Source organism: Micromonospora xinjiangensis (genome assembly GCF_056150165.1).
Genome location: NZ_JAXCFO010000010.1, coordinates 140,059 through 162,817 on the forward strand (window position 1 = coordinate 140,059; position 22,759 = coordinate 162,817).

The 22,759-nt window shown below is 75.0% G+C and carries 16 protein-coding genes; 2 read left to right on the plus strand and 14 right to left on the minus strand.

Annotation, left to right across the window (positions count from 1 at the left end; translation table 11 throughout):
- Window positions 1-10: 10 nt before the first annotated feature.
- From SM573_RS27640 to ald, 3 genes are all read right to left on the minus strand, one after another.
- A complete protein-coding gene (locus SM573_RS27640; protein ID WP_474614056.1) occupies window positions 11-934 on the minus strand; it encodes a ParA family protein in 924 nt (307 codons plus the stop codon).
- Between the two features lie 189 nt (window positions 935-1,123).
- Window positions 1,124-2,116 carry a site-specific tyrosine recombinase XerD gene (locus tag SM573_RS27645; RefSeq protein ID WP_474614211.1) on the minus strand — a complete coding sequence of 331 codons (993 nt, stop codon included), beginning with the start codon at window positions 2,114-2,116 and terminating at the stop codon, window positions 1,124-1,126.
- Between the two features lie 13 nt (window positions 2,117-2,129).
- On the minus strand, window positions 2,130-3,245 hold the full coding sequence (ald, locus tag SM573_RS27650) for an alanine dehydrogenase (protein WP_474614055.1): 1,116 nt from the start codon (window positions 3,243-3,245) through the stop codon (window positions 2,130-2,132).
- A gap of 224 nt (window positions 3,246-3,469) precedes the next feature.
- On the opposite strand from ald, the gene SM573_RS27655 reads away from it, so the two are divergent.
- Window positions 3,470-3,817, plus strand: a complete 348-nt coding sequence (locus SM573_RS27655) for a TM2 domain-containing protein (protein ID WP_474614054.1) — start codon at window positions 3,470-3,472, stop codon at window positions 3,815-3,817.
- A 62-nt stretch (window positions 3,818-3,879) separates the two neighbouring features.
- Here SM573_RS27655 and SM573_RS27660 read toward each other — a convergent pair whose 3' ends face one another.
- The 9 genes from SM573_RS27660 to recN all read right to left on the minus strand — a co-directional run bounded on the left by SM573_RS27660 (window position 3,880) and on the right by recN (window position 16,717).
- The gene (locus tag SM573_RS27660) at window positions 3,880-4,485 is read right to left on the minus strand and encodes an NUDIX domain-containing protein (protein ID WP_474614053.1); all 606 of its coding nucleotides are present in this window, start codon (window positions 4,483-4,485) and stop codon (window positions 3,880-3,882) included.
- Entirely contained in the window at window positions 4,482-6,221 is a 1,740-nt protein-coding gene (locus tag SM573_RS27665; protein ID WP_474614052.1) for a CTP synthase, read from the minus strand. The genes SM573_RS27660 and SM573_RS27665 overlap by 4 nt, the downstream gene beginning before the upstream one ends.
- Window positions 6,222-6,381: 160 nt before the next feature.
- A complete protein-coding gene (locus tag SM573_RS27670; RefSeq protein WP_474614051.1) occupies window positions 6,382-8,898 on the minus strand; it encodes a hypothetical protein in 2,517 nt (838 codons plus the stop codon).
- Window positions 8,898-10,067, minus strand: a complete 1,170-nt coding sequence (locus tag SM573_RS27675) for a glycosyltransferase family 4 protein (protein WP_474614050.1) — start codon at window positions 10,065-10,067, stop codon at window positions 8,898-8,900. The genes SM573_RS27670 and SM573_RS27675 overlap by 1 nt, the downstream gene beginning before the upstream one ends.
- Complete coding sequence (murJ, locus tag SM573_RS27680; RefSeq protein ID WP_474614049.1) at window positions 10,064-11,773, minus strand: murein biosynthesis integral membrane protein MurJ; 1,710 nt, start codon at window positions 11,771-11,773, stop codon at window positions 10,064-10,066. The genes SM573_RS27675 and murJ overlap by 4 nt, the downstream gene beginning before the upstream one ends.
- Before the next feature lies 1 nt (window position 11,774).
- On the minus strand, window positions 11,775-12,641 hold the full coding sequence (locus SM573_RS27685) for a hypothetical protein (RefSeq protein ID WP_474614048.1): 867 nt from the start codon (window positions 12,639-12,641) through the stop codon (window positions 11,775-11,777).
- Between the two features lie 49 nt (window positions 12,642-12,690).
- Window positions 12,691-13,635 (minus strand): copper transporter, encoded by a 945-nt coding sequence (locus tag SM573_RS27690; RefSeq protein ID WP_474614047.1) that lies wholly within the window; start codon window positions 13,633-13,635, stop codon window positions 12,691-12,693.
- Window positions 13,636-13,661: 26 nt separating this feature from the next.
- Window positions 13,662-14,840: a putative cytokinetic ring protein SteA gene (gene steA, locus SM573_RS27695; RefSeq protein ID WP_474614046.1), complete on the minus strand. Its 1,179-nt coding sequence runs from the start codon at window positions 14,838-14,840 to the stop codon at window positions 13,662-13,664.
- Window positions 14,841-14,959: 119 nt separating this feature from the next.
- On the minus strand, window positions 14,960-16,717 hold the full coding sequence (recN, locus tag SM573_RS27700; protein WP_474614045.1) for a DNA repair protein RecN: 1,758 nt from the start codon (window positions 16,715-16,717) through the stop codon (window positions 14,960-14,962).
- A 90-nt stretch (window positions 16,718-16,807) separates the two neighbouring features.
- On the opposite strand from recN, the gene SM573_RS27705 reads away from it, so the two are divergent.
- The gene (locus SM573_RS27705; protein WP_474614044.1) at window positions 16,808-17,791 is read left to right on the plus strand and encodes a TrmB family transcriptional regulator; all 984 of its coding nucleotides are present in this window, start codon (window positions 16,808-16,810) and stop codon (window positions 17,789-17,791) included.
- Between the two features lie 85 nt (window positions 17,792-17,876).
- Here SM573_RS27705 and SM573_RS27710 read toward each other — a convergent pair whose 3' ends face one another.
- Together SM573_RS27710 and SM573_RS27715 are read right to left on the minus strand one after the other, a co-directional pair.
- Window positions 17,877-21,602 (minus strand): S8 family serine peptidase, encoded by a 3,726-nt coding sequence (locus tag SM573_RS27710; RefSeq protein ID WP_474617391.1) that lies wholly within the window; start codon window positions 21,600-21,602, stop codon window positions 17,877-17,879.
- Window positions 21,603-21,827: 225 nt separating this feature from the next.
- Window positions 21,828-22,712, minus strand: coding sequence for an NAD kinase (locus SM573_RS27715; RefSeq protein ID WP_474614042.1), 885 nt, complete (start codon window positions 22,710-22,712; stop codon window positions 21,828-21,830).
- Window positions 22,713-22,759 lie beyond the last annotated feature (47 nt).

Consider the following 22,759-nt stretch of genomic DNA (forward strand, 5'->3'; position numbering starts at 1 on the left):
GCACCGGCACCTACCGCTCGGCCTGCGCGGCGATCACCTCGCGGGCCAGCTGGCGGTAGTTGCGCGCTCCCGACGAGGCCGGGTCGAGGGTGGTGATCGGTGCGCCCGCGACGGTCGACTCGGGGAACTTCACCGTCTTGGTGATCACCGTCTGGTAGACCTTGTCGCCGAACGCCTCCACGACCCGCTGCAGCACCTGCCGGCAGTGGGTGGTGCGGCTGTCGTACATGGTGGCGAGGATGCCCTCGAGCTCCAGGTCGAAGTTGAGCCGCTCACGGACCTTGTCGATCGTGTCGAGCAGCAGCGCCACACCGCGCAGGCTGAAGAACTCGCACTCCAGCGGGATCAGCACGCCGTGGGCGACGGTCAGCGCGTTGATGGCCAGCAGGCCGAGCGACGGCTGGCAGTCGATCAGGATGTAGTCGTACTCCTTGCGGATCGACTTGAGCACCCGCGCCAGGGCCATCTCCCGGGCGACCTCGTTGACCAGCTGGATCTCGGCCGCGGACAGGTCGATATTGGCCGGCAGCAGGTGCAGCCCCGCCACGTCCGTCTTGATCAGGACGTCCTCGGCGGTGATGTCGTCCTGCATGAGCAGGTTGTAGACCGACAGGTCGAGGTTGTGCGGGTTGACGCCCAGCCCGACCGAGAGCGCGCCCTGCGGGTCGAAGTCGACGAGCAGCACCCGGCGGCCGTACTCGGCGAGCGCCGCGCCCAGGTTGATCGTCGTGGTGGTCTTGCCGACGCCGCCCTTCTGGTTGGCCATCGCGATGATCCGGGCCGGGCCGTGCCGGTCGGTCGGCATCGGCTCGGGGATCGGCTTGCGCATCGTGTAGGCGGCCGGATCCGCCGGACCGAGGTCGGCGCCGAGCGTCGCCTGCTGCTCACGGAGCTCCGACGTCCACGTCTCGGCACGGTCCTCGTTGCCAGCCATGTCCTCGTTGCCCCCTCCCGACGACCACCCGGCGTCGGAGCCGTCCGACGTCCTTCGCGGCGCCGCTGCGCACCCCGGCCCGACCACTCCAGGGGATTCGCGCCGATGCCGACTGTACGCCACTGACCAGCAGGCCGTTCATTACCCATTCGGCGTGTCGGCCGGGGCCCCCTTCCCGCCGGTGGCCGCTCAGCCCCGGGCGCGCGGGTGCGCGGTGGCGTACACCTCACGCAGCCGCTCGACGGTGACCAGTGTGTACACCTGGGTGGTGGTCACCGACGCGTGGCCGAGCAGCTCCTGCACCACACGGACATCCGCGCCGCCGTCCAGCAGGTGGGTGGCGTACGAGTGGCGCAGCGTGTGCGGGGACACGGCGGCCGGCCCGTCGACCGGCAGGCCGGCCCGCTCGGCGGCCCGGCGCAGGATCGTCCAGGCGCCCTGCCGGGACAGCGCGCCGCCGCGCGCGTTGAGGAACACCGCCGGGGTACCGCGGCCGGCGGCGGCCAGCGGGGGACGGCCGCGCACCAGGTAGGCCCGCAGCGCCCGGACGGCGTAGCCGCCCATCGGTACGAGCCGGCTGCGCCCGCCCTTGCCGCGCAGCAGCACCGTCCCCTCGTCCGCGTCGACGTCGTCGACGGCCGCGCCGACCGCCTCGGAGATCCGCGCGCCGGTGCCGTACAGGAACTCCAGCAGCGCCCGGTCACGCAGCGCGAGCGGCGCGCCCTCCCCGGTCACGGTGACCGGCCCGGCGGTGTCCAGCAGCCGGACCACGTCGTCGACCGGCAGCGCGCGCGGCAGCCGGCGCGGTGGCGTGGGTGGGCGCACGTCCCGGCTCGGGTCGGCGCCGGCCAGCCCTTCGCGCAGCGCGAAGCGGTGCAGCCCGCGCACGGCGCTGGCGGCGCGGGCCGCGGAGGAGACGGCCAGCGGCGGGTGGCCGTCCTCGCCGGCGCGCAGCCGGGCCAGGTGCGTCTCCACCAGGCCGGCGCCGACGTCGGCGAGGTCGGTGACCCCGGCGGCGGCGAGCGTGGCCAGGTAGCGGTCCAGGTCCCGGCGGTACGACGCGAGCGTGTTCGCCGAGAGCCCCCGCTCGACGGTGAGGTGGTCGAGGTAGCCGCGCACGGCACGGCGAAGGCCCGGCGCGGGCTCCACACCCGCGCCGGGCCGCTCCGCCGTTGCGCTCAGCCCGCCGCCCCGGTCAGGACAGCACGTCGGCCAGCGGGAGGACGGTCATGCCGTGCGCCTCGGCGACCGGGCCGTAGGTGACGCGACCGTCGTGGGTGTTCAGGCCCAGGGCGAGGGCCGGGTCGCGGCGCAGCGCCTCGCGCCAGCCGTGGTTGGCCAGCTCCAGGGCGTACGGGAGGGTGACGTTGGTCAGCGCGTAGGTGCTGGTGTGCGGCACCGCGCCGGGCATGTTCGCCACGCAGTAGAAGATCGAGTTGTGCACCCGGTAGGTGGGCTCGGCGTGGGTGGTGGGGCGGGAGTCCTCGAAGCAGCCGCCCTGGTCGATGGAGATGTCCACCAGCACGCTGCCGGGCTTCATCCGGGAGACCAGCTCGTTGGAGATCAGGGTCGGGGCCTTGGCGCCGGGCACCAGCACCGCGCCGATGACCAGGTCCGCGTCGAGGACGGCGCGCTCGATCTCGTACGCGTTGGAGGCGACCGTCTGCAGGTGGCCCCGGTAGATGGCGTCGGCCTGCCGCAGCCGCCCGACGTTCTTGTCCAGCAGCAGCACCTCGGCCTGCAGGCCCAGCGCGATCGCGGCGGCGTTCATGCCGGACACGCCGGCGCCGATGACCACGGTCTTGGCCGCGTACACGCCGGAGACGCCACCCATCAGGATGCCGCGCCCGCCGCCCTGCGCCTGCAGGTGGTACGCGCCGACCTGCGGGGCGAGGCGACCGGCCACCTCGGACATCGGGGCGAGCAGCGGCAGTGACCGGTCGGGCAGCTCCACCGTCTCGTACGCGATGCCGGTGACCTTGCGGTCGACCAGCGCGTCGGTGCACTCCTTGGACGCGGCCAGGTGCAGGTAGGTGAAGAGCACCTGCCCCTCGCGCATGCGGTGGTACTCCTCGGCCACCGGCTCCTTGACCTTGAGCACCAGCTCGGCGGTCTCCCACACCTCGTCGGCGGTGGAGAGGATCTTCGCGCCGGCCGCGGCGAAGTCGTCGTCGCTGATGCTGGACCCGACGCCCGCGCCAGACTCGACGAAGACCTGGTGACCGCTGCGGACGAACTCGTTGACGCCCGCCGGCGTGATCGCCACGCGGTACTCGTGGTTCTTGACCTCGCGTGGGATTCCGACCTTCACGATGCAGACACCTCTCTCCGGGGGGTGGCGCTCTCCCCCGACCTGCGCGGTGCGCGACGGCCCCTTTGCCGCCGCGGTCCACCGGTCCCGCCGGCGGCAGTCTAGGCGCGCCGCGGCCCCGCGAGAGCCAGCAGAGTGACATCCGGTGACCGCACACCCTGACGGGTTGTCAGGTGTCGGGCTGGGCTCGCGGGGGACGTCCCCCTCAGCCGTCAGGACAGTGTTTGTCCTTCATCGTCCCACTATCGGGGTGCCGCTGCGGACAGGACGCCAGTGGATCTATATGGTGTCGCGTCATGACCACTCCTCCTTACCAGCCTGGGTACCCCCAGGGCCCTGGGTATCCCCAGGGTGTTTCTGACAAGAGCAAAGTCGTCGCGGGCATCCTGGGCATCGTGCTCGGCTCGTTCGGCGTCGGCCGGTTCTACATGGGCCACACGAAGATCGGCGTGCTGCAGCTCGTCGTGACCCTGGTGACCTGCGGCATCGGCGGCATCTGGGGCTTCATCGACGGCATCCTGATCCTCGTCAACGGTGGCGTCGACGGGCAGGGCCGCCCGCTGCGGGACTGACCTGCGGCGACACGAAAGGGGCCGTGCGGCGCGCCGCACGGCCCCTTCTGTCGTACCCGACCTCAGCGCACCAGCGGCGCGTCCGCCCGGCGCAGCACCGACCAGCCGACGTCACGGGCGCGGGCGGCGGCCAGCAGCCCGGCCACGCAGGACGCGTTGGTGATCTCGCCGGCCAGCACCATGGCGACCGCCTCGTCGAGGTCGATCCGGACGACCTGCAGGTCGGCCTCCTCGTCGCGGCGCTCGTGCCGCTGCTCCGCCGGCACCTCGCCCAGGTCGCGGGCGAGGAAGACGCGCACCACCTCGTCGGTGAACCCCGGCGAGCTGTGCAGGTCCACCAGGACGTCCAGGCGCCCGGCGGTCAGGTCCGCCTCCTCGGCCAGCTCCCGTGCCGCCGCGGCGGCCAGGTCCTCACCGGAGACGTCCATGAGCCCCGCCGGCAGCTCCCACAGGTGCCGGCCCACCGGATGGCGGTACTGACGGATCAGCACCACCTGCCCGGCGTCGTCCAACGCCACCACGGCCACCGCGCCGACGTGCCGGACGACGTCACGCAGCCCCGTCCCGCCGCCGGGCATGGTCACCTCCTCGGTGACCACGTCGAAGATCCGGCCCGACCAGCGCTGCTCGCGGGACCGGACCTCGTAGCGGTGCTCGACGGCGCTCACGACGCGGAGGCCGCCTTCGCCGCGGCCCCGTTGCGGGCGGCCTGCTCGGCGTCGGGCGCGTCCAGGTCCACCGGAAGCTGGTCGGCCTGCGAGTACACGACGGCCGCGCGGACGAAGGAGGCGAAGAGCGGGTGCGGCCGCGTGGGCCGGCTCTTCAGCTCCGGGTGCGCCTGGGTGGCCACGAAGTACGGGTGCAGGCTGCGGTCCAGCTCGACGAACTCGACCAGCCGCCCGTCCGGGGACGTGCCCGAGATGTGCAGCCCGGCCTTGGTCAGCGCGTCGCGGTAGGCGTTGTTCACCTCGTACCGGTGCCGGTGCCGCTCGCTGACCTCGGTGCTGCCGTACGCCTCGGCGACCAGCGAGCCCTCGGCGAGCTTCGCCGGGTACGCCCCGAGCCGCATGGTGCCGCCCAGGTCGCCCTTGCCGGCGACGATGTCCTGCTGGTCGGCCATCGTGGCGATGACCGGGTGCCGGGCCCCCTCGTCGAACTCCAGCGAGTTGGCGCCCTCCAGGCCGCCCAGGTGCCGGGCCACGTCGATGGTCATGCACTGCAGGCCGAGGCAGAGGCCGAGCAGCGGGATGCGGTTCTCCCGGGCGTACCGGGACGCACCGATCTTGCCCTCGATGCCGCGCACCCCGAAGCCGCCGGGAATGACGATCCCGTCGACACCGGCCAGGGCGGCCGCCGCCCCGGCGGGGGTGACGCACTCGTCGCTGGGCACCCAGCGCAGCTGCACGCGCGCGCGGTGACCGAACCCGGCCGCCCGGATCGCCTCGCTGACCGACAGGTAGGCGTCCGGCAGGTCGACGTACTTGCCGACCACCGCGACAGTCACCGTGTGCCGGGGCTGGTGCACCCGGTCCAGCAGGTCGTCCCAGCTGCTCCAGTCCACGTCCCGGAAGGAGAGGCCGAGCCGGCGCACCACGTACGCGTCGAGCCCCTCGCGGTGCAGCACCTTGGGGATGTCGTAGATGCTCGGCGCGTCCGGGGCGGCGGTGACCGCCTCGCGGTCCACGTCGCAGTAGAGCGACAGCTTCTCCTTGACCTTGTCCGGGATGTCCCGGTCGCAGCGGAGCACCAGCGCGTCGGGCTGGATGCCGATGCTGCGCAGCTGCGCCACGGAGTGCTGGGTCGGCTTGGTCTTGAGCTCGCCCGACGGCGCCAGGTAGGGCACCAGCGAGACGTGCAGGTAGAAGCAGTTGTCCCGGCCCAGGTCGTGACGGACCTGCCGGATCGCCTCCAGGAACGGCAGCGACTCGATGTCGCCGACCGTGCCGCCCACCTCGGTGATCACCACGTCCGGGACCTGGCCGTCGGCGTCCGGGTCGGCCATGCCGAGGATCCGCGACTTGATCTCGTTGGTGATGTGCGGGATGACCTGCACCGTGTCGCCCAGGTACTCGCCGCGCCGCTCCTTGGCGATCACGTCGGAGTAGATCTGGCCGGTGGTGACGTTCGCCTTGCCGGACAGCGCCCGGTCCAGGAAACGCTCGTAGTGCCCGACGTCGAGGTCGGTCTCGGCGCCGTCCTCGGTGACGAAGACCTCACCGTGCTGGAAGGGGTTCATCGTCCCGGGGTCGACGTTCAGGTACGGGTCGAGCTTCTGCATGACCACGCGGAGCCCGCGCGCGGTGAGCAGATTGCCGAGGCTGGAGGCGGTGAGCCCCTTACCCAGCGAGGAGGCAACGCCCCCGGTGACGAAGATGTGCCTGGTCGTCCGTGCTGAAGGGGCCAAGGCCTGCTCCCGTGTCGTCCGTCGCGGTCGTGCAGACCGCCGAGCCGATCAGCAAAGTGATCACGCGATCCACGGGATTCCACGGTAACACCTCGACGGCGGTGGGACGCAGGCCGCACCGAGGTCAGGCCCGGCGTGCCGGACGGCCGACGACCGCCTGTCAGCGGGTGGTGACCGGACGCGACGACCCGGCGGACGAACGCGGCTCCGGCACGGCCGTCCGGCCGTCCGAGCCGGGCGCGGACGTGGCGGAGCGCGGCTCCCCGGACGGGTCCGGCGGTGTGCCGCCGGCGGTCCGGGAGCCGGGGCGGGACCGCTCCGGCGCCGCGGTGCCGGGAGCCTCGGTCTCGCGGCCGCCGGCCGTCCGGGTCTCCGCGCCGGACGGGTCCGGTGCCGCGGTGGCCGGGGCCGCGGTCGAGCGGGCCGGCGGAGTGTCCGTGCCCTCCGCCGCGACGCCGGCGCCACCCGGCCCGCCCCCACCGGGCGGACCGTCGCCGCCGACGCCGCCGCTGCCCCCGGCGGAGCCCGGCCCGTCCTCGCCACCGACACCGGCGCCCGGTCCCATCGGCCGCCCCGGCGTCGGCACCGTGCGGTCGGTGGAGTGGTCCAGCACCCGCAGCGACGCCAGCGCGGCCATCGGCACCACCAGCGCCGCCGCGGCGCCCGCCACGTCCAGGGCCACCCCGCCGGCCAAACCGCCGATGACGGCCGCCACGGCGGTGCCGGCCATCGCGGCCCGCATCGCGGGGTAGATGCCGAACAGCCGCATGAGCCCACCCCAGGGCTGCAGCAGCGCGAACCAGACCAGCAGCGCACCGGCCAGGGCCAGCACGGTCAGCGGACTGTTCACCAGGGTCTCGACGTTGGCCGTGCTGGACCGGTGCAGGGCGAGCCCGCCGGTGCCGTCGCCGATCTCGGACAGGAACCGGCCCAGGCTGCTGCGCTCCACCGGGGGACGGCGCAGGTCCAGCACCGCGAAGCCGATGGTGACCGCGAGCGCCGCCATCACCGCCCAGGCCAGCCGGCTGACCGTGAGCCAGCCACCCGCGCTGATCGCCGCCGCGACGCTGAGCCCGGCGGTCAGCGCGATGGCGCCGGCCGGGTCCGCGCCCAGGTACGGGCTGCCCACGATCACCACGGCGAGGCCACCGACGGCCACCATCACCGCCGGCCGCCACGCCCGCGGCGCCTGCTGGGCGAGCCAGCCCGCGCTCAGCAGCGCACCGGCCAGGAACACCCCGAGCGCGACGCTGCCCAGCCCGGCGTACCGGCCGCCCTCCTGGGCCGAGTAGCCGACCACCCCGTTGAGCTGCAGCCGCGCCCCGGTCACCGCGTCCAAGCCCACGACCAGCGCGGTCAGCCCGGCGACCGCGCCGAGCGGCCCGAGGGTGCTGCGGTGCCCGGGCGTGAACCGGACCGCCGCGGTGCCGGCGACCACCAGCAGGGCGGCCACCGCCGCGAAGGTCAGGCCGGGCCGTTCGCTGCGCCACCACGGCACCGCGTCGGTGAGCAGGGCGGCCGGCACCGCCAGCGCCGCACCGACGAGGAGCAGCTCCACGACCGCCACCACCCGCCGGGAGACCGGCTGCGGGCCGTACGGGCCGGCGTGGCGGCGGGCCCGGCGCAGCAGCGGCAGCACCGCGACGGCCAGCAGCACCTGGGCCACGGCGAGCACGGTGTAGAACCAGCCGGCGATGCCCCGCTGGTGCACGGCCTCCTGTTCGGCGTTCAGCGGCTGGGCGATCGCGTCGGCGAGGTCGGCGGGCCGGCCGTCGACCGCCACCGCCGGCCGGCCGAGGAAGATCCGCTCCGGCATGGGCCGGCCGAGCGCCGCGAGCGCGGTCGGGGCAAGGTCGACCAGTTGCAGGTACCCGTCCCGGCCGGTGCTCGCCGAGGTGAGCCAGCCCTTCTCCCAGCCGGGCCCGTCGGCGACGGCCACGTGCAGCCGGGCCGACCGGTCGGTGTCCGAGATCCCGGCCACCAGCACCAGCGAGCGCGGCGGCCGGGCCGCGAGCACCCGGGCCAGCTGGGCGTCGGCCGCCCGCGCCGCCGCCGCCCGCTGCGCCTTGGTGGTGCCGTCCACGGTCCCCAGGTCGACGATGCTGAGCACGCAGGAGCCGAGCAGCCGTGCGGGGTCGCGCGGCAGCGTCGGCGCGTACCGGTCGACCCGGCCGAACGGCCGGGCGGCGGCCACCGCGGCGCCCGGGCCGACCGCCACGGAACAGCGCACCGACTCGGAGAGGGACCCCGGCACCGTCCCCCAGGGCAGCTGCTCCTGGTTGTGGTGCACCACGCCCTCCTGGTCGGGCAGGTTCGCCCCGATGCCGTCGGGCTGCTCCACGGTCGCCGCCTCGGGAGGGCAACCGTCCGGCCCCCGGGTCCCGCTCCAGGCCGCGTAGCTGCCCGCCCCGAGGGTCAGCCAGCCGTCCACCGGGCAGGTGGGGCGGTGCGCGGAGCGCACCGACAGCGAGCCGATGGCACCGCGCTCGGCCATCCGCCACAGCGTCGGGGTGGTCCGCGGGTCCACGTCCTCCCAACGCAGCCCGGCCACCCCGGCCACCACCACGAAGTCGGCGGTGCGGTGCGGTGCGCCGCGCGGCGGCCGGGCCGCCAGCGCCGTCACGCCGAGGACCACCACCATGAGGGTCAGCACGACGGGCACGAGTCGGCGAAGCATCAGTGGTGTCCCGTCCCCGACGCGCCGGTGTCCGGGGTTGGCGTGCCGGCCGGGTGCGGGGCCAGCTCGGCGTAGAGCCGCGACAGCGCGGCGACGGTGTCCGCCTCGGTGGGCCAGGTGGCCGCCCGCTCCGCACCCCGCCGGCCCAGCTCGGCCCGGCGGTCCGGGTCGTCGAGCAGCGCGCGCACCGCGGCGTCGACCGCGGCCACGTCGCCCGGGGGCACCAGCACCGCCGCGTCGCCGACCAGCTCGGGCAGGCCACCGACCGCGGTCGCCACGAGCGGCACCCCGGCGCGCAGCGCCTCCTGGGCGAAGAGCTGGCGGGCCTCCCAATCGCTGGTCACCACCGCGAGGTCCGCGCCGGCGAGCAGGTCGGCGACGTCGGTGCGGTGGCCGAGCAGGGTCACCGGCGCGCGGGCGGCGGAGATCCGCGCGGCCAGCGGCAGGTAGGCCGGGCCGCTGCCGGCGATCACCACGACCGGCGCGGGCCGGCGCGTACGCCACTGCGCGGCGGCGTCGACGAGCACGTCGTACCGCTTCTGCGGGTGCAGCCGGCCGACCGAGACGATCAGCGGCTGCTCGCCCTCGACCCCGAACTCGGCGCGGACCGCGGCCCGGCGGCGACGAGGTGCCGGCAGGGTCGGCGCGGCGACCGGCGCGAGGCGGGCGTCGGCGGCGCCCAGCGCGGCCGCCCGGTCGACGAGGTCGGTGGAGGCGCCGAGCGCGACCCGGGCGCCGCGGGCGACCACTCGCTCGGCGAACCGGGACAGGGTGCCGCGCAGCCCACCGGCGAGCACCGCGTTGTGCCAGGTGACCACGAGGGGCACGGCCGGCCGGGCGAGCACCGCCACCAGCCCGGCCCGCAGGCCGTGCGCGTGGAGCACGTCCACCGGGTCGTCGGCCAGCGCGCGGCGCAGCGCGGCGACCGCGCGGGCGTCCGCCGGGGTGGGGCTGGCGGGAATCTCGACCGCGCGGAACCGTGCCCCGACGCCGGTGAAGTCGAACTGCTCCTGGGTGGCGGCCGGCCCGCAGACCAGCACGGACGCGCCGGCGTCGGTGAGCCCGCGGGCCACCGACCGGACGTGCTGCCCCACGCCGCCGGTGCTGGAGGCGAGCAGCAGCGCCACGCCGCCCCGCCAGCCGGGTGTCGGTTCCGTCGCCGCGCTCACCCGGACACCCTCTCCTTCCCGTCACCCCGCTCCGGGGGGCCGCCGTCCCGCCTGCGGGTCGCGCCCGCGTCCCCCGCGCCCCGGCCACCGCCCCGGCCCAGGCGCCGCAGCACCCCGGCGAGCAGCGGCCGGACGTCCCGCCGGTCGACGAGCCACACCACGGCGAGGAACACGGCGCCGACCAGAACTCCGGACAGCATGCCCTGACCGAGTGCCGCCCACATCGTCGGGGTGCCCCCGTCCGGCGTGTCGAGCAGACGTACGACCGCCACGCCGGCCAACGCACCCGCCACAGCGCCGAGCAGCCCGGCCGCCGCGGCGCGGGGCGCGCCGGCCAGCGCCGCGGACCCGGCGGAGCGCCGCACGGCGGCGACCAGGAGCCCACCGAGCAGCAGCATGCCGGCCGAGTTGGCCAGGGCCACCGCCAACACCCGGTCGGCGAGCGGCAGCAGGTGCCCGAGCCCGATCGCGAGCACCGGCACGGCCAGCCAACCGACGGCGGTGGCCAGGGTCGCCGACCGGGTCGCGCCGCGCGCGTAGAGGGCCCGGGTGAGCACGGCGAAGAGGCCGTAGCCGAGCAGGCCGGGCGCGAACCCTGTGATCGCCGCGGCGGTGACCGCGGCGGTGTGCGGGGAATGGGCGAAGAAGAGCGCTCCCACCGACTGCGCCGTGCCGACCAGCGCCGCGGCGCCGAGCAGGCTGAACAGCACCACCCCGCGCACGGCGGGCGCCAGCGTCGCCCGGTAGGCCCGCTCGTCGCCGGCCGCCCGGGCCGCCACCAGCGTCGGGTACGCGGCCACGGCCAGCGGCACGGCCAGCACCGCCCAGGGCAGGAAGTAGACGGTCTGCGCGATGTTGTAGGCACCCGGGTTGGACCGGGCCCCGTAGGTCACCTGGTTGAGGGTGACGGCCACGGCGATCTGCTGCGCGGTGACGGCCACGATCCCGGCCACGGCCAGCCCACCGACCCGGGCACGCACGTCGGCGGGGAACCGGTAACCCGGCCGCAGGTGCAGGCCGAGCCGGCGCAGCGGAATCAGCAGCGACAGGGAGAGCACCACCACGCCGAGCGTGGTGCCACCGGCGAGCAGCAGCTCACCGCCCCGGCTCACCGACCCGACCGTGGCGAGCCGCCCCTGCCAGGCGGTGAAACCCAGGTAGACGGCGATCACGGTGAGGCTCGAGAGCAGCGGGGCGAGGACCGGCCAGGCGAACCGTCGATGCGCCTGGAGCACCCCGGTGAGCACGATACCGACGCCGTAGAGCGGCAACTGGGGCGCGAAGAGCAGCAGCATCCGCGCCCCCACCCGCTGCTGCTCGGGGTCGAGGCCGCCGCCGAGCAGGCCGATCAGCGGGTGGGCGAGCAGCGCCACCGCGAGGGCCAGCGGCACGAGCAGACTGAGCGTCCAGGTCAGCAGCGCGCCGGTGGTGGCGTTCACCGCCCGCCGGTCGCCCGCCTCCACCGCACCGGCCAGCAGCGGTACGACGAGGCTGGCCAACGCCCCGCCGGCCACGATCTCGAAGACGATGTTCGGCAGGTTGTTCGCCACCACGTAGGTGCCGCCGAGGTCCGTGTCGGCCAGCGTCCAGGTGAACACCGACGTGCGGCCGAAGCCGGCGAGGCGGCTGACCACGGTGAGCACGGCGATGAGCGCGGCAGCTCCGGCCACCCGGCCGGCGCCGGCGAGGGGTGCCGGTCTGGTCACGTCAGTCGGCGCGTCGGCCCAGCGCGTCGAGCTCCCGCAGCCCCGGGGTCCGCTGGATCACCTGGGTGAAGCTGACCTTCTCGCTGGCCGCGGTGAGGCCGGCCAGCACGGCGAGGACGCCGGCGCGGCCCAGCGGGCCGGTGCGGGCGGCCAGCGCGACGCCGATCAGCGCACCCAGGGCGTTCGCGCCGCTGTCGCCGAGCATGACCTCCTCACCCAGGTCGTCGGGGAGCAGCCCGGCGGCGGCGCCGGCGGCGCCGGCCGCGATGCCACCGTGCGGGCCGCCGGTCAGCGGCGCGCCGAGCAGCAGGCCGGACTTGATCGCCCGGCCGGGGCGCAGGTCGAGCAGGTTGAGCAGGTTCGCGGTGCCGGCGACCACGCCCGCGCCGAGCAGCACGTCCACGCCGCGACCGACGGCGCCCAGCCGCTGCCGGCGGCGGTGCCCGGCGACCCGGGGGTCGGCGGCGAGCAGCGCGGCCGCGCCGAGCCCGGCCGCGCCCACCCCGACGATCTTGACGAGGCCGGCGGTGACCCGCCCCTCGCGCAGCGCGGCCAGGTGCCCGGCGAAGCCCTTCGCCGTCTTCTGCTCCGGCCGGCCCCCGACCACGTCGTCGTAGAGCCCCACCGCGCCGGCGCCCAGCCCGGCGACGAGCGCCGCCGCCCCGGAGGCGCCGCTGCGCGCGCCGAGGGCAGCCGCGCCGGAGGCGCCCGCGGCGAGCGCCGGACCGGCGGCGAGGCTCACCGTGCGGCCGCGGAAGTTGGTCCGCTCCAGCGCGGGCGCCGCCGGAGAGGTACGCAGCTCCCGCAGCGCGTACCGGGCGGCGACCACCCCGGCGCCGGCGGTCAGCAGCCGGCCCAGCATGCTCACGCGGTCACTCCGATCGGGTCGGCGGCGGACGTCCGGGTACGCGGTTCGCTCACTGGGGCAGTTTAGGCACCAGCGACTCGGCGTTGTCGCCCACGCCGTACTGGCCGGCCTTCTTCTCGGTGATCTGCTGCACCAGCGCCAGCGTGGTGACCAGCTGCCCCTGGATGGTGTTGGCGTTGTCGACGGTGGAGATCGACTGGGCGAGCACCGGGTCGCCCCGCACGACCGACACCAGGTTGCCGCCCGCGGAGCCACTGCCGCCGACCACTGTCGCGCCGGTGCGGTCGAACTGCTCGGCGACCTTCACCACCGACTCGTCCTTCTTGCCGGAGTCCTTGTCGACGTACGGCTGGCCGCTGACCACCACGACCGCCTCCGCCGGCCCGCTGACCCGGTCCTCCATGGTCAGGTAGCCGTTGTTGGTGTACGCGGCCAGCACCGCCCGCCGGTCGGCGTCGCTGACCGGCGCGGCCCCCGCCCCCCGGTCGAGCAGCACACTGGCCAGCAGGGCGCTGGAGGTCTCCACACCGTGCCCGTTGCCGGGCAGGCTGCCGGTGGTCTGCGTACCCGTGGGCTGGGCCGCGGTGACCGCCAGTTCGAGAAGGTTGTTGTTGTTGTCCGGGTTGATGAACTTGTCCTGCACGTCGACCCGGCCGGTGATGTTCGCCCCGGCCATCTGCAGCATCTTCAGCACACCCTCGGTGTGGTCCCGCCCACTGGGCAGGCTGAGCACCAGCACCCGGCGGCCGGCGAGCTTGCCGGGCAGCACGACCTGCGCGATCTCCGCCGCGAAGCCCTCCTCGGACTCCAGCTCCTTCTCCATGTTGTTGACCGTCTGGCGCCACTGCTGGTTGTCCTTGCGCAGCGCGGTCACCTGCTCCTTGAGCGAGTCGGCCACCGGGCCGTTGAGGGCGGCCGTGCCGACCACCAGGCCGATGGCCAACGCCAGGAACACCGCGGTCAGCGACACCACGTGGTAGCGGAAATTGATCACGCCTACAGCCTCTTGATCGTCGGGAGCTAGAAGAGCTGGCCCAGCTGGAACACGAAATTGTCCCACCACTCGGAGGCCACGCCCAGGTACGCCTTCCCGACGGTGGAGACCGCCACCGCGGAGGCCATCGCGGCGACCGCCGAGAGCACCAACAGCAGCAGGGACGAACCGGAGATGCTCTGCCGGTAGAGCCGGCTCACCCCCTTCGCGTCGACCAGCTTGCCGCCGACCTTCAGCCGGGTGAGGAACGTCGAGGCCATGCCGCCCCGGCCCTTGTCGAGGAACTCCACCAGCGTGGCGTGCGTGCCGACCGCGACCAGCAGCGACGCGCCCTTCTCGTCGGCGAGCAGCATGGCCAGGTCCTCGCTGGTGGCGGCGGCCGGGAACGTCACGGCCGGTACGCCGAGCTCGGTCACCCGGGGCAGGCCGGGTGCCCGCCCGTCCGGGTAGGCGTGCACGATCACCTCGGCGCCACACCGCAGCACGTCGTCGGTGACCGAATCCATGTCACCGATGATCATGTCTGGGGTGTAGCCGGCCTCGACCAGCGCGTCCGCGCCACCGTCGACCCCGATCAGCACCGGCTTGAACTCCCGGATGTAGGGGCGCAGCACGTCGAGGTCGGCCTTGTAGTCGTAGCCGCGGACCACGATGAGGCAGTGCCGCCCCTGGATCTGGGTCTGGATCTCCGGCACGCCGACACCGTCGAGCAGCAGGTCCCGCTCCTGCTTCAGGTAGTCCATGGTGTTGGCGGCGAACGCCTCCAGCTGCACCGAGAGGCCCTCCCGGGCGTCGGCCATCGCCTTGGCCACCGTCTCCGCGTCCTGGAGCGTGCCGTGCGCCACCGGCTCGTCGCCGACGAAGACCGTGTTGCCCTCGATGCGGACGGTGTCGCCCTCGCGGATCCGCTCGAAGATGCCCTCACCCAGGTCGTCCAACAGCGGGATGCCCGCCCCGATCAGCACCTCCGGCCCGAGGTTCGGGTAGCGCCCGGAGACCGACGGCTTGGCGTTGAGCACCGCCGCGACACCGACGGCGACCAGCGAGTCGGCCGCCACCCGGTCGAGGTCGACGTGGTCGATCACCGCGATGTCGCCGGGGCGGAGCCGGCCGACCAGCCGCTTGGTGCGGCGGTCCAGGCGTGCGGTGCCGAGGACGACGCCCGGTTCCGCGTTCCGGGTCCGGCGCAACGTGGGTAGACGCATCGTGACCATCCTGGCATGTGAGGCAGGGTTTGCTGTCGCGACATGCCTGAGCAGGGCCGCCTACCCAGGGAAGCACACCAGAGCGCAGGCTGGTGTGCTTGCGCTCACAATACCGGCGGTCACGACCGCCTTTCCTTCGCGGCCACGGCCAGAAGCTCCTCGGCGTGCGCGATACCCAGATCCGAGTCCGGTAAACCTGCCAGCATCCGGGCCAGCTCCCGCGCCCGGTCGGTGTCCTCCACCACCCGCACCCCACTGGTGGTCACCGCGCCACCGGTGTCCTTCGCGACCACGAGGTGCCGGTCGGCGAACGCGGCGACCTGCGGAAGGTGGGTCACCACCAGCACCTGGTGGCTGCGGGCCAACCGGGCCAGCCGACGGCCGATCTCCACCGCCGCCCGGCCGCCCACGCCGGCGTCGACCTCGTCGAAGACCAGGGTGGGCGGGCCACCGGAGCCGGCGAAGACCACCTCGATGGCCAGCATCACCCGGGACAGCTCACCGCCGGAGGCACCCCGCTGCAACGGCAGCGCCGGGGCACCCGGGTGCGCCAGCAACCGCAGCTCCACCTCGTCGCCGCCGTCCGGGCCGACACCCACCTCGGCGCCGTTGACCGTCAACGTCGGCTCGGCCCGGCCCGCCGGTCGTGGCAGCACCGCCACCTCGATCCGGGCGTGCGGCATGGCCAGGCCGGCCAGCTCGACGGTCACCTGCTCCGCGAACCGGGCCGCCGCCTCCTGCCGGGACGCCGACACGCGACCGGCCAGCTCCGCCACCTCGGCGGCGAGCCGCTGCCCTTCCCGCTCCAGCTCGTCGAGGAACTCGTCGGAGGTGTCCAGCTCGGACAGGCGGGTGCGGGCCCGCTCGGCCCACGCGATGACCCCGTCGACGTCGTCGGCGTACTTGCGGGTGAGGGCCCGCAGCGCCGCCCGCCGCTCGTAGACGGCCTGCAACCGCGCCGGGTCGGCGTCGAGCGCCGCCAGGTAGCCCGACAGCTCGGCGGAGACGTCGGTGACCAGCGTGGCCGCCTCCTCCAGCCGGGCCGCCAGCTCACCCAGGGCTGCGTCGGTGCCCGCCTGCGCCTCCAGCGCCCGCCGCGCCGTGCCGAGCAGGGCCGTCGCGTCCGGGGTGTCGTCGGCCGCCTCCGCGCCGCCGGCCACGCACTGCTGGGCGATCTGCGCCGCCGTGCGCAGACCCTCGGCGTGCTCCAGCCGCTGCGCCTCGGCCTTCAACTCGTCGTCCTCGCCGGGCTGCGGGTCGACCCGGGTGATCTCGTCGAGACCCAACCGCAGCAGGTCGGCCTCCTGGTGACGCTCGCGCGCGTTGCGCCGCCGGTCGGCCAGGTCGTCCACCACCCGCCGCCAGCCGGTGTAGGCCTCCCGCAGCGCGTCGAGCAGCTTCTCGTGCTCCGGCCCGGCGAACCGGTCGAGCGCGGCCCGCTGCTCGGCCGGGCGCAGCAACCGCAGCTGGTCGGACTGACCGTGCACGGCCACCACCTGCTCGCCGACCTCACCGAGCATCGACACCGGCATGCTGCGGCCACCCACGTGGGCGCGGGAGCGGCCCTCCACCGTCACCGTGCGGCTCAGCAGCAGCGAGCCGTCGTCGTCGGGCTCACCACCGGCGTCGGTGACACGGGCGTGCACCGTCTCGGCGACCCGGCCGGCCAGCCGCAGCCGCCCCTCGACCACGGCGCGGCCGGGCTCGGCCCGCACCCGCCCGGCGTCGGCCCGCCCACCGAAGAGCAGACCGAGACCGGTCACCACCATCGTCTTGCCCGCACCGGTCTCGCCGGTGATGACGTTCATCCCGCCGGTCAGCGGCAGCGTGGTGTCCTCGATGACGCCCAGTCCGGTGATGCGAAGCTCCTCCAGCACAGCACCCGACAGTAGACGCGCAGTCCGACAGTTGACCAGCCGGCGACGCCGCGTCGCAACGACGAATGCCACCGTCGTACAGTTCGCCGCGTGTTGGAGGTGATCGGCCTGCCCCCGGGCGAGGAGGAGCTCTACCGCTGCCTGGTGCAGCTCACCACCGCCCGGGTCGACGAGTTGGTCGAGCGGCTGCGCCGCCCGCGCGACGAGGTGCTGACGCTGCTCGACGCCCTGCGCGGCAAGGGCCTCGTGCCGCCGGCCGGGCCGGACCCGGACGGGCCGCTGCGGCCACTCGCGCCCGACATCCCCCTCGGCGCGGCGCTCGTCCGCCGGCAGGAGGCCCTGGAGGAGGCCCGCGCGGCGGTCAACCAACTCACCGAGGAGTACCGCGCCGGGATGCGCCGGCACGACGCCGCCCACCTCGTGGAGGTCATCCGAGGCGGCGGCGCCCTCCGTGAGCGCCTGCGCGACCTGCAGAACGGCGCCCGCAGCGAGGTGCTCTGGTTCTGCCGGGCCAACCCCCTCGCGATGCCCGGCCAGGAGAACGTGGAGGAGTTCGACGCGCTCGCCCGCGGAGTGCGCTACCGGGCCATCTACGAACGCGACATGCTCCTGGAGCCGGGCGCGCTGGAGGACGTCGAACAGGGCGTACGCGCCGGCGAGCAGGCCCGGGTGATCGACCGCCTGCCGGTGCGGCTGGCCATCGTGGACGCCCGCACGGCGGTCTGCCCGCTGGTGCCGGACCGCGACAGCGGCGAGACCAGCGCCGCCGTGATCGGCCGCAGCCAGCTGCTCGACGCGCTGCTGGCCCTCTTCGAGAGCCACTGGCGCATCGCCACGCCCCTGCGCTCGTCCGCCCGCGACGACCGGACGGCCGCCGACGGCCACCAGCCGGACGCCGACGAGGTCCGGCTGCTCTCCCTCTTCGTGGCCGGCGTGCCGGACAAGTCCATCGCCTCCCAGCTCGGGGTGAGCCGCCGCACCGTGCAGCGGCGCCTGGCCGACCTGATGACGGCCGCCGGGGTGGACACCCGGCCCGGCCTGGCGTTCCAGGCCGCCCGCCGGGGCTGGATCTGAGACCGCGCCGCCCGCCGGGGTCGGATCCGAGACCGCCCGACGTGGTGGGGCGGGACGTGCACCCGCCCCGCCCCACCACGGCCGCTCAGCGCAGCCCGTACGCGTCGACCACGGTCTGGTCGACGGTGTTGCCGGCACGGTCACGGGCGTGCACCCGCAGCGACACCGTGCCGCGCCCGGCCGGCACCGTCGCGGTGAACCGGGTGCCCGAGCCCTTCACCGGGGCCGCCCGCCAGCTGCGACCGCCGTCGAACGACACCTCCACCCGCACGCTGGTGCCCTTCGGCGCGGCCACCCCGGCCGGCTGCCGCAGGGTCAGCCCGAGCGTGTGCGCCTTGCGGCCCGACACCTCGCCGAGCAGGTCGGCGGGGACGTCGTAGTCCACCTGGAGCAGCGACAGCGGCCGGGCCGCGTCCCCGGCCGGTCGGGCCGAGGTGAACTGCCAGGCCGTCTCCGTCCGGGTCGCCCACTTCCACTCCGCCGAGGAGCGCTGCGTGCTGACGTCCAGCCGGTAGCGGGCCGACTCCGGGGTGGTGGGCACCGGCGCCCAGCCGTCCGAGAGGTCCGCGATCTGCTCGCCGTCACGGCTGAGCCGGGCCCGCACCGTGTCCTGCTCCTCGCCGCGCCCCGCCGGGGCGTAGTGGCCGTCGGCGTCGACGAACTCGGCGACCCGCAGGTCCAGCGTGTCACCGGTGCGCGTCGGCACCGGGGCACCCTCCCGGGCCGGGACGGCCGGCCGGACCACCGGGGCGTGCCAGGTCTCGGTCTCCCGGTCGTCGGCGTCGTACCGCCGGGGCGCCTCGGTCAGACCGTCGCGCATCTGCCCCCACTGCATGAACATGAGCTTGTGCAGCACCCGGTGCTGCCACCAGTTGTCCCCGGCGCTGACGAACTCCTGCCGGGTGGTGCCGTTGCGCACCATCCGCTGGTCGTCGTTCCAGGAGACGTCCTGCCACGGCCGCCAGCCGAACCGCTGCTCGGTGGCCCAGCCCGCGCCGGTGTCGCCGTAGCGCGCGGTCACCTCGGCGGTGTTCGCCGCGGTCACCTTGTGCACGACCCGCTCCGGCACCCGGCCCTTCGAGACCTGCCACACGTCGTACAGGTAGGGGCTGTCCACGGTGAGCGTCAGGTCCAGCGTCGTGCGCCCCTTGCGGGCCGCCGCGATCATCCGCTGGCCGTCGTCGTACGCCACGACCATCGACGGGATCGGCAGCCGGTCTCCGCCCGGACGCCACACGGTCCACGCGCTGATGTCGGCCGGCCGGACGATCAGCACGGCGGCGACACCGGCGGCCGCGGCCGCGGCGACCTGCTCCTCCTCCGAACGCTGCGGGTCGGTGGTGAGCAGCGCGGCGGCGCCGCGCGCCCGGGCCAGCTCGGCGGGGGTCCCGGTGCCGGCCCAGACCAGCGGCAGCTTCCGTCGGTCGGCGGGCGCCGGCGACTGGCCGAGCAGGTTGATGTCCAGCGGACCGGACACCCCGCTGATCCTCGCGTCGACCATGGGCGCGACCAGCTGCCAGCGCGAGGCGAACTCGAACTCGCCGGTGCTGACCGGCCGGGTCGGCGTCACGTTGATCTGCTGGACGGTGCTGAAGGCCATCACGCCGTGGTCGACCTGCCGGCCGTTACCGAAGACGCGGTGCATGTAGTAGCTGAGCGTGGCCCGCTGCTCGGCCGGCTTCGGCGTCTCGATCCGCACGGGCGTGCCCTTGCGCGGGTCGAGCACCACGGTCATGTCCCGGTCGACGGTGACCTCCGGGTCGATGACCTCGGTCATCTGCTCGTCCAACGGCGCCCCGTGCTCGACCAGCGCGGTCACCAGGTACGGGCCCTCCTCGACCTGGAAGGTGGCCTCGCCCGGGAGCCAGCCCCAGTAGTCCGACTCGGGCTGGGCACCGAAGAGGGTCACCGCCGGGGAGACGGTCAGCTGGCCGTTCAGGTCCAGCACCCGCAGGGTGACGTTGTGCACCGGGCCGCTGAGGGTGAGCCCGACGGCCGTCCGCACGCTCACGCCGTCCGCGCCCGTCGCCACGAGCCAGCCACCGTGCACCCCCCGGTCCAGCTTCGCCGGGTCGGCGCGCAGCGGCACGGCCACGCTGCCGCCCGCCGGCACCGTCACCTCACCGGACCCGACGGCCACGCCGTCGGTCTCGGCGGCGCCGGTGTCCAGGTTGCGCAGCTCCAGCGCGAGCCGCAGGGTCTGCGGGGCCGACGTGCCGTTGGTGTACGTCACGCTCCGCTCGACCGCCGCGCCACCGGTGGCCAGCCGGCCGAACCCGGCGGTGGCCGACCCGTACACCCGCTGACCGAGCGCGCGCGGCACGTCGACGCGGCCGCCGCCCTGCTCGTAGACGCTCAGCGCGGAGTTCGCCTTCGCGGTGCTGACCAGCGCGTCCTTCAGCTTCCCGGCGGTCCAGTCGGGGTGCTCCTGGGCGAGGATCGCGGCCGCGCCCGCCACGTGCGGCGTGGCCATCGAGGTGCCCGACGCCGCCGTGTACGCGTCGTCCACCGGGTTGCCCATGGCGGTGCCGGCCGCCCGGGCGGCGACGATGCCCACGCCCGGCGCGGTGATCTCCGGCTTGAGGCCGTTGTCACCGACGCGCGGACCCCGGCTGGAGAAGTCGGCCAGGTTGTCCTGCCGGTCCACGGCGCCCACGGTGAGCGCCGCGTCGGCCGCGCCGGGCGAGCCGACGGTCCGGGGCGCGCCCTCGTTGCCGGCCGCGATCACGAACAGCGCACCGGTCTCGGCGGTCAGGTCGTTCACCGCCTGGCTCATCGGGTCGGTGCCGTCGGTGGCGGCCCCGCCGAGGCTCATGCTGACCACCTTCGCGCCGGAGCGGGCGGCCCACTCCATGCCGGCGATGATGCCCGAGTCGTAGCCGGACCCGCCGTCGTCGAGCACCTTGCCGACGAGCAGCCGCGCGCCCGGCGCGACGCCCTTGCGCAGCCCGTCGGAGGCGGCGCCGCTGCCGGCGATGGTGGCCGCCACGTGGGTGCCGTGGCCGTGCCCGTCACGGGCGCTGCCGGTGCCGGTGAAGTCCTGCGCCTCGCTGATCCGACCCGCGAGATCCGGGTGGGTCGCGTCGACGCCGGTGTCGAGCACCGCGACGGTCACGCCGCTGCCGTCGCGGCCGGCCGCCCAGGCGGCCGGCGCGCCGATCTGCGGCACGCTGTGCTCCAGGTCCGCGTGGACCCGACCGTCCAGCCAGACCCGGGCGATGCCGGCGCCGAGCCGCACCGGCCCGTTCGCGGTGGTACGCGCCGCCGGCGCGCTCCGCAGCGCGCCCCACAGCTCGTCCAGCTCACCCTTGCCGACCCGCAGGGCAGCGCCGTTGATGCTCTCCAGCGGCCGCGCGTCGGTGGCGCCCGCCAGCGCGCGGACGCGGCCGCCCGCCGGCTCCTGGTAGCGGACGATCAGCGGCAGCGTGTCCCGCGCCGCGTCGCCGTACCCCTGCGCGGCCAACTCCTCCACATCGAACAGGTTCGCGTCGAGCAGCCCCGCGGAGACGTACGGCATGACGTCGCTGGGCAGCACCCGCAGCCCGCCGTCGACCGACAGGGTGTGGAAGGTGATCCGCTCCCGGCCGGGGGCGGCCTGGACGGTGGCCGCGACCCGTCCCGGCGCGGCCTGGACGAGCTCGACCCGGTCGCCGGTGATCAGGGTGATTCGGGCCGGCTCGGCGTCCGGGGCGGACGCGACCGGGCTCGAGCCGGTGGGCGGGGCGGGCGGGGCGGCGGACGCCGGTGCGGCGAGTCCGACCGCCAGCGCGCCGGCCGCGCCGGCGGCGAGCCAGCGTGGGGGCCAGTGCATGAGATGAGCTCCTCTACTCCAGATCGACGCCCCTCAGGGCGACCGATCGGAGTCTGCGACGGTGATCATCTGCAGGTCACTAGGTGAGGCACGCCGCACTGGCGACATGTCGCCAGGTGGACACGACGCGACGGCACGTCGACGGGGGTGTTGCCGGCAGGTTGCCGGCGGCACGGGACGCCGCGGCACCGGCGGCACGGAGGGCCGCGGCGCCGGTCGCGCGGGTCAGCTGCGGGAGCCGCGCCAGCCCTGCACGGGCAACGCGAACTTGGCCACCAGGCGGTCGGTGAACGGCCGGTCGCGCAGCCGGACGATCCGCACGGGCAGCGCCCCCCGGCGCACCGTCACCCGCGCGCCCGGCGGCAGGTCGTACACCCGCCGGCCGTCACAGCTCATCACCGCGAGGGTGGTGAACGGGTCCACGGTGATCGCGAAGGTCGACGTGGGCGCGGTGACCAGCGGCCGGCTGAACAGCGCGTGGGCGCTGATCGGCACCAGCAGCAGCGCCTCCACCTCCGGCCAGACCACCGGGCCGCCCCCGGAGAAGGCGTACGCGGTCGAGCCCGTCGGGGTCGCGCAGACCACCCCGTCGCAGCCGTAGCGGGACAGCGGCCGGCCGTCCACGTCGACGAGGAGTTCGAGCATCTGGGCCCGCTCCCCCTTCTCGACGCTGATCTCGTTGAGTGCCCACGACTCGATCGTCGGCCCGCCGTCGAACTCGGCCGTGACGTCGAGGGTGAGCCGTTCGTCCACCGTGTAGTTGCGCGCCACGACGTCACGGACCGCACTGTCGAGGTCACCGATCTCGGCCTCGGCGAGGAAGCCGACCTTGCCGAGGTTGATGCCGAGCAACGGCACCTTCGCCGGCCGCGCCAGCTCCGCCGCACGCAGGAAGGTGCCGTCCCCACCGAGCGCGAACACGATCTCGGCGCCCTCCGCGGCCTTCAGGCCGCTGACCGGCACCACGCCGGGCAGGTCGAGGTCGTCGGCCTCCTCGGCCACCACGCGCACCTCGAAGCCGGCGGCGATCAGGTCGGCGGCCACGGCACGGGCGTGCTCGGTGCTGCGCCGCCGCCCGGTGTGGGTGACCAGCAGAGCCGTCCGGGTCACCGGGCCCGCCTCACGCTCACGCGACGACCACCGGCCGCCCCCGCCGT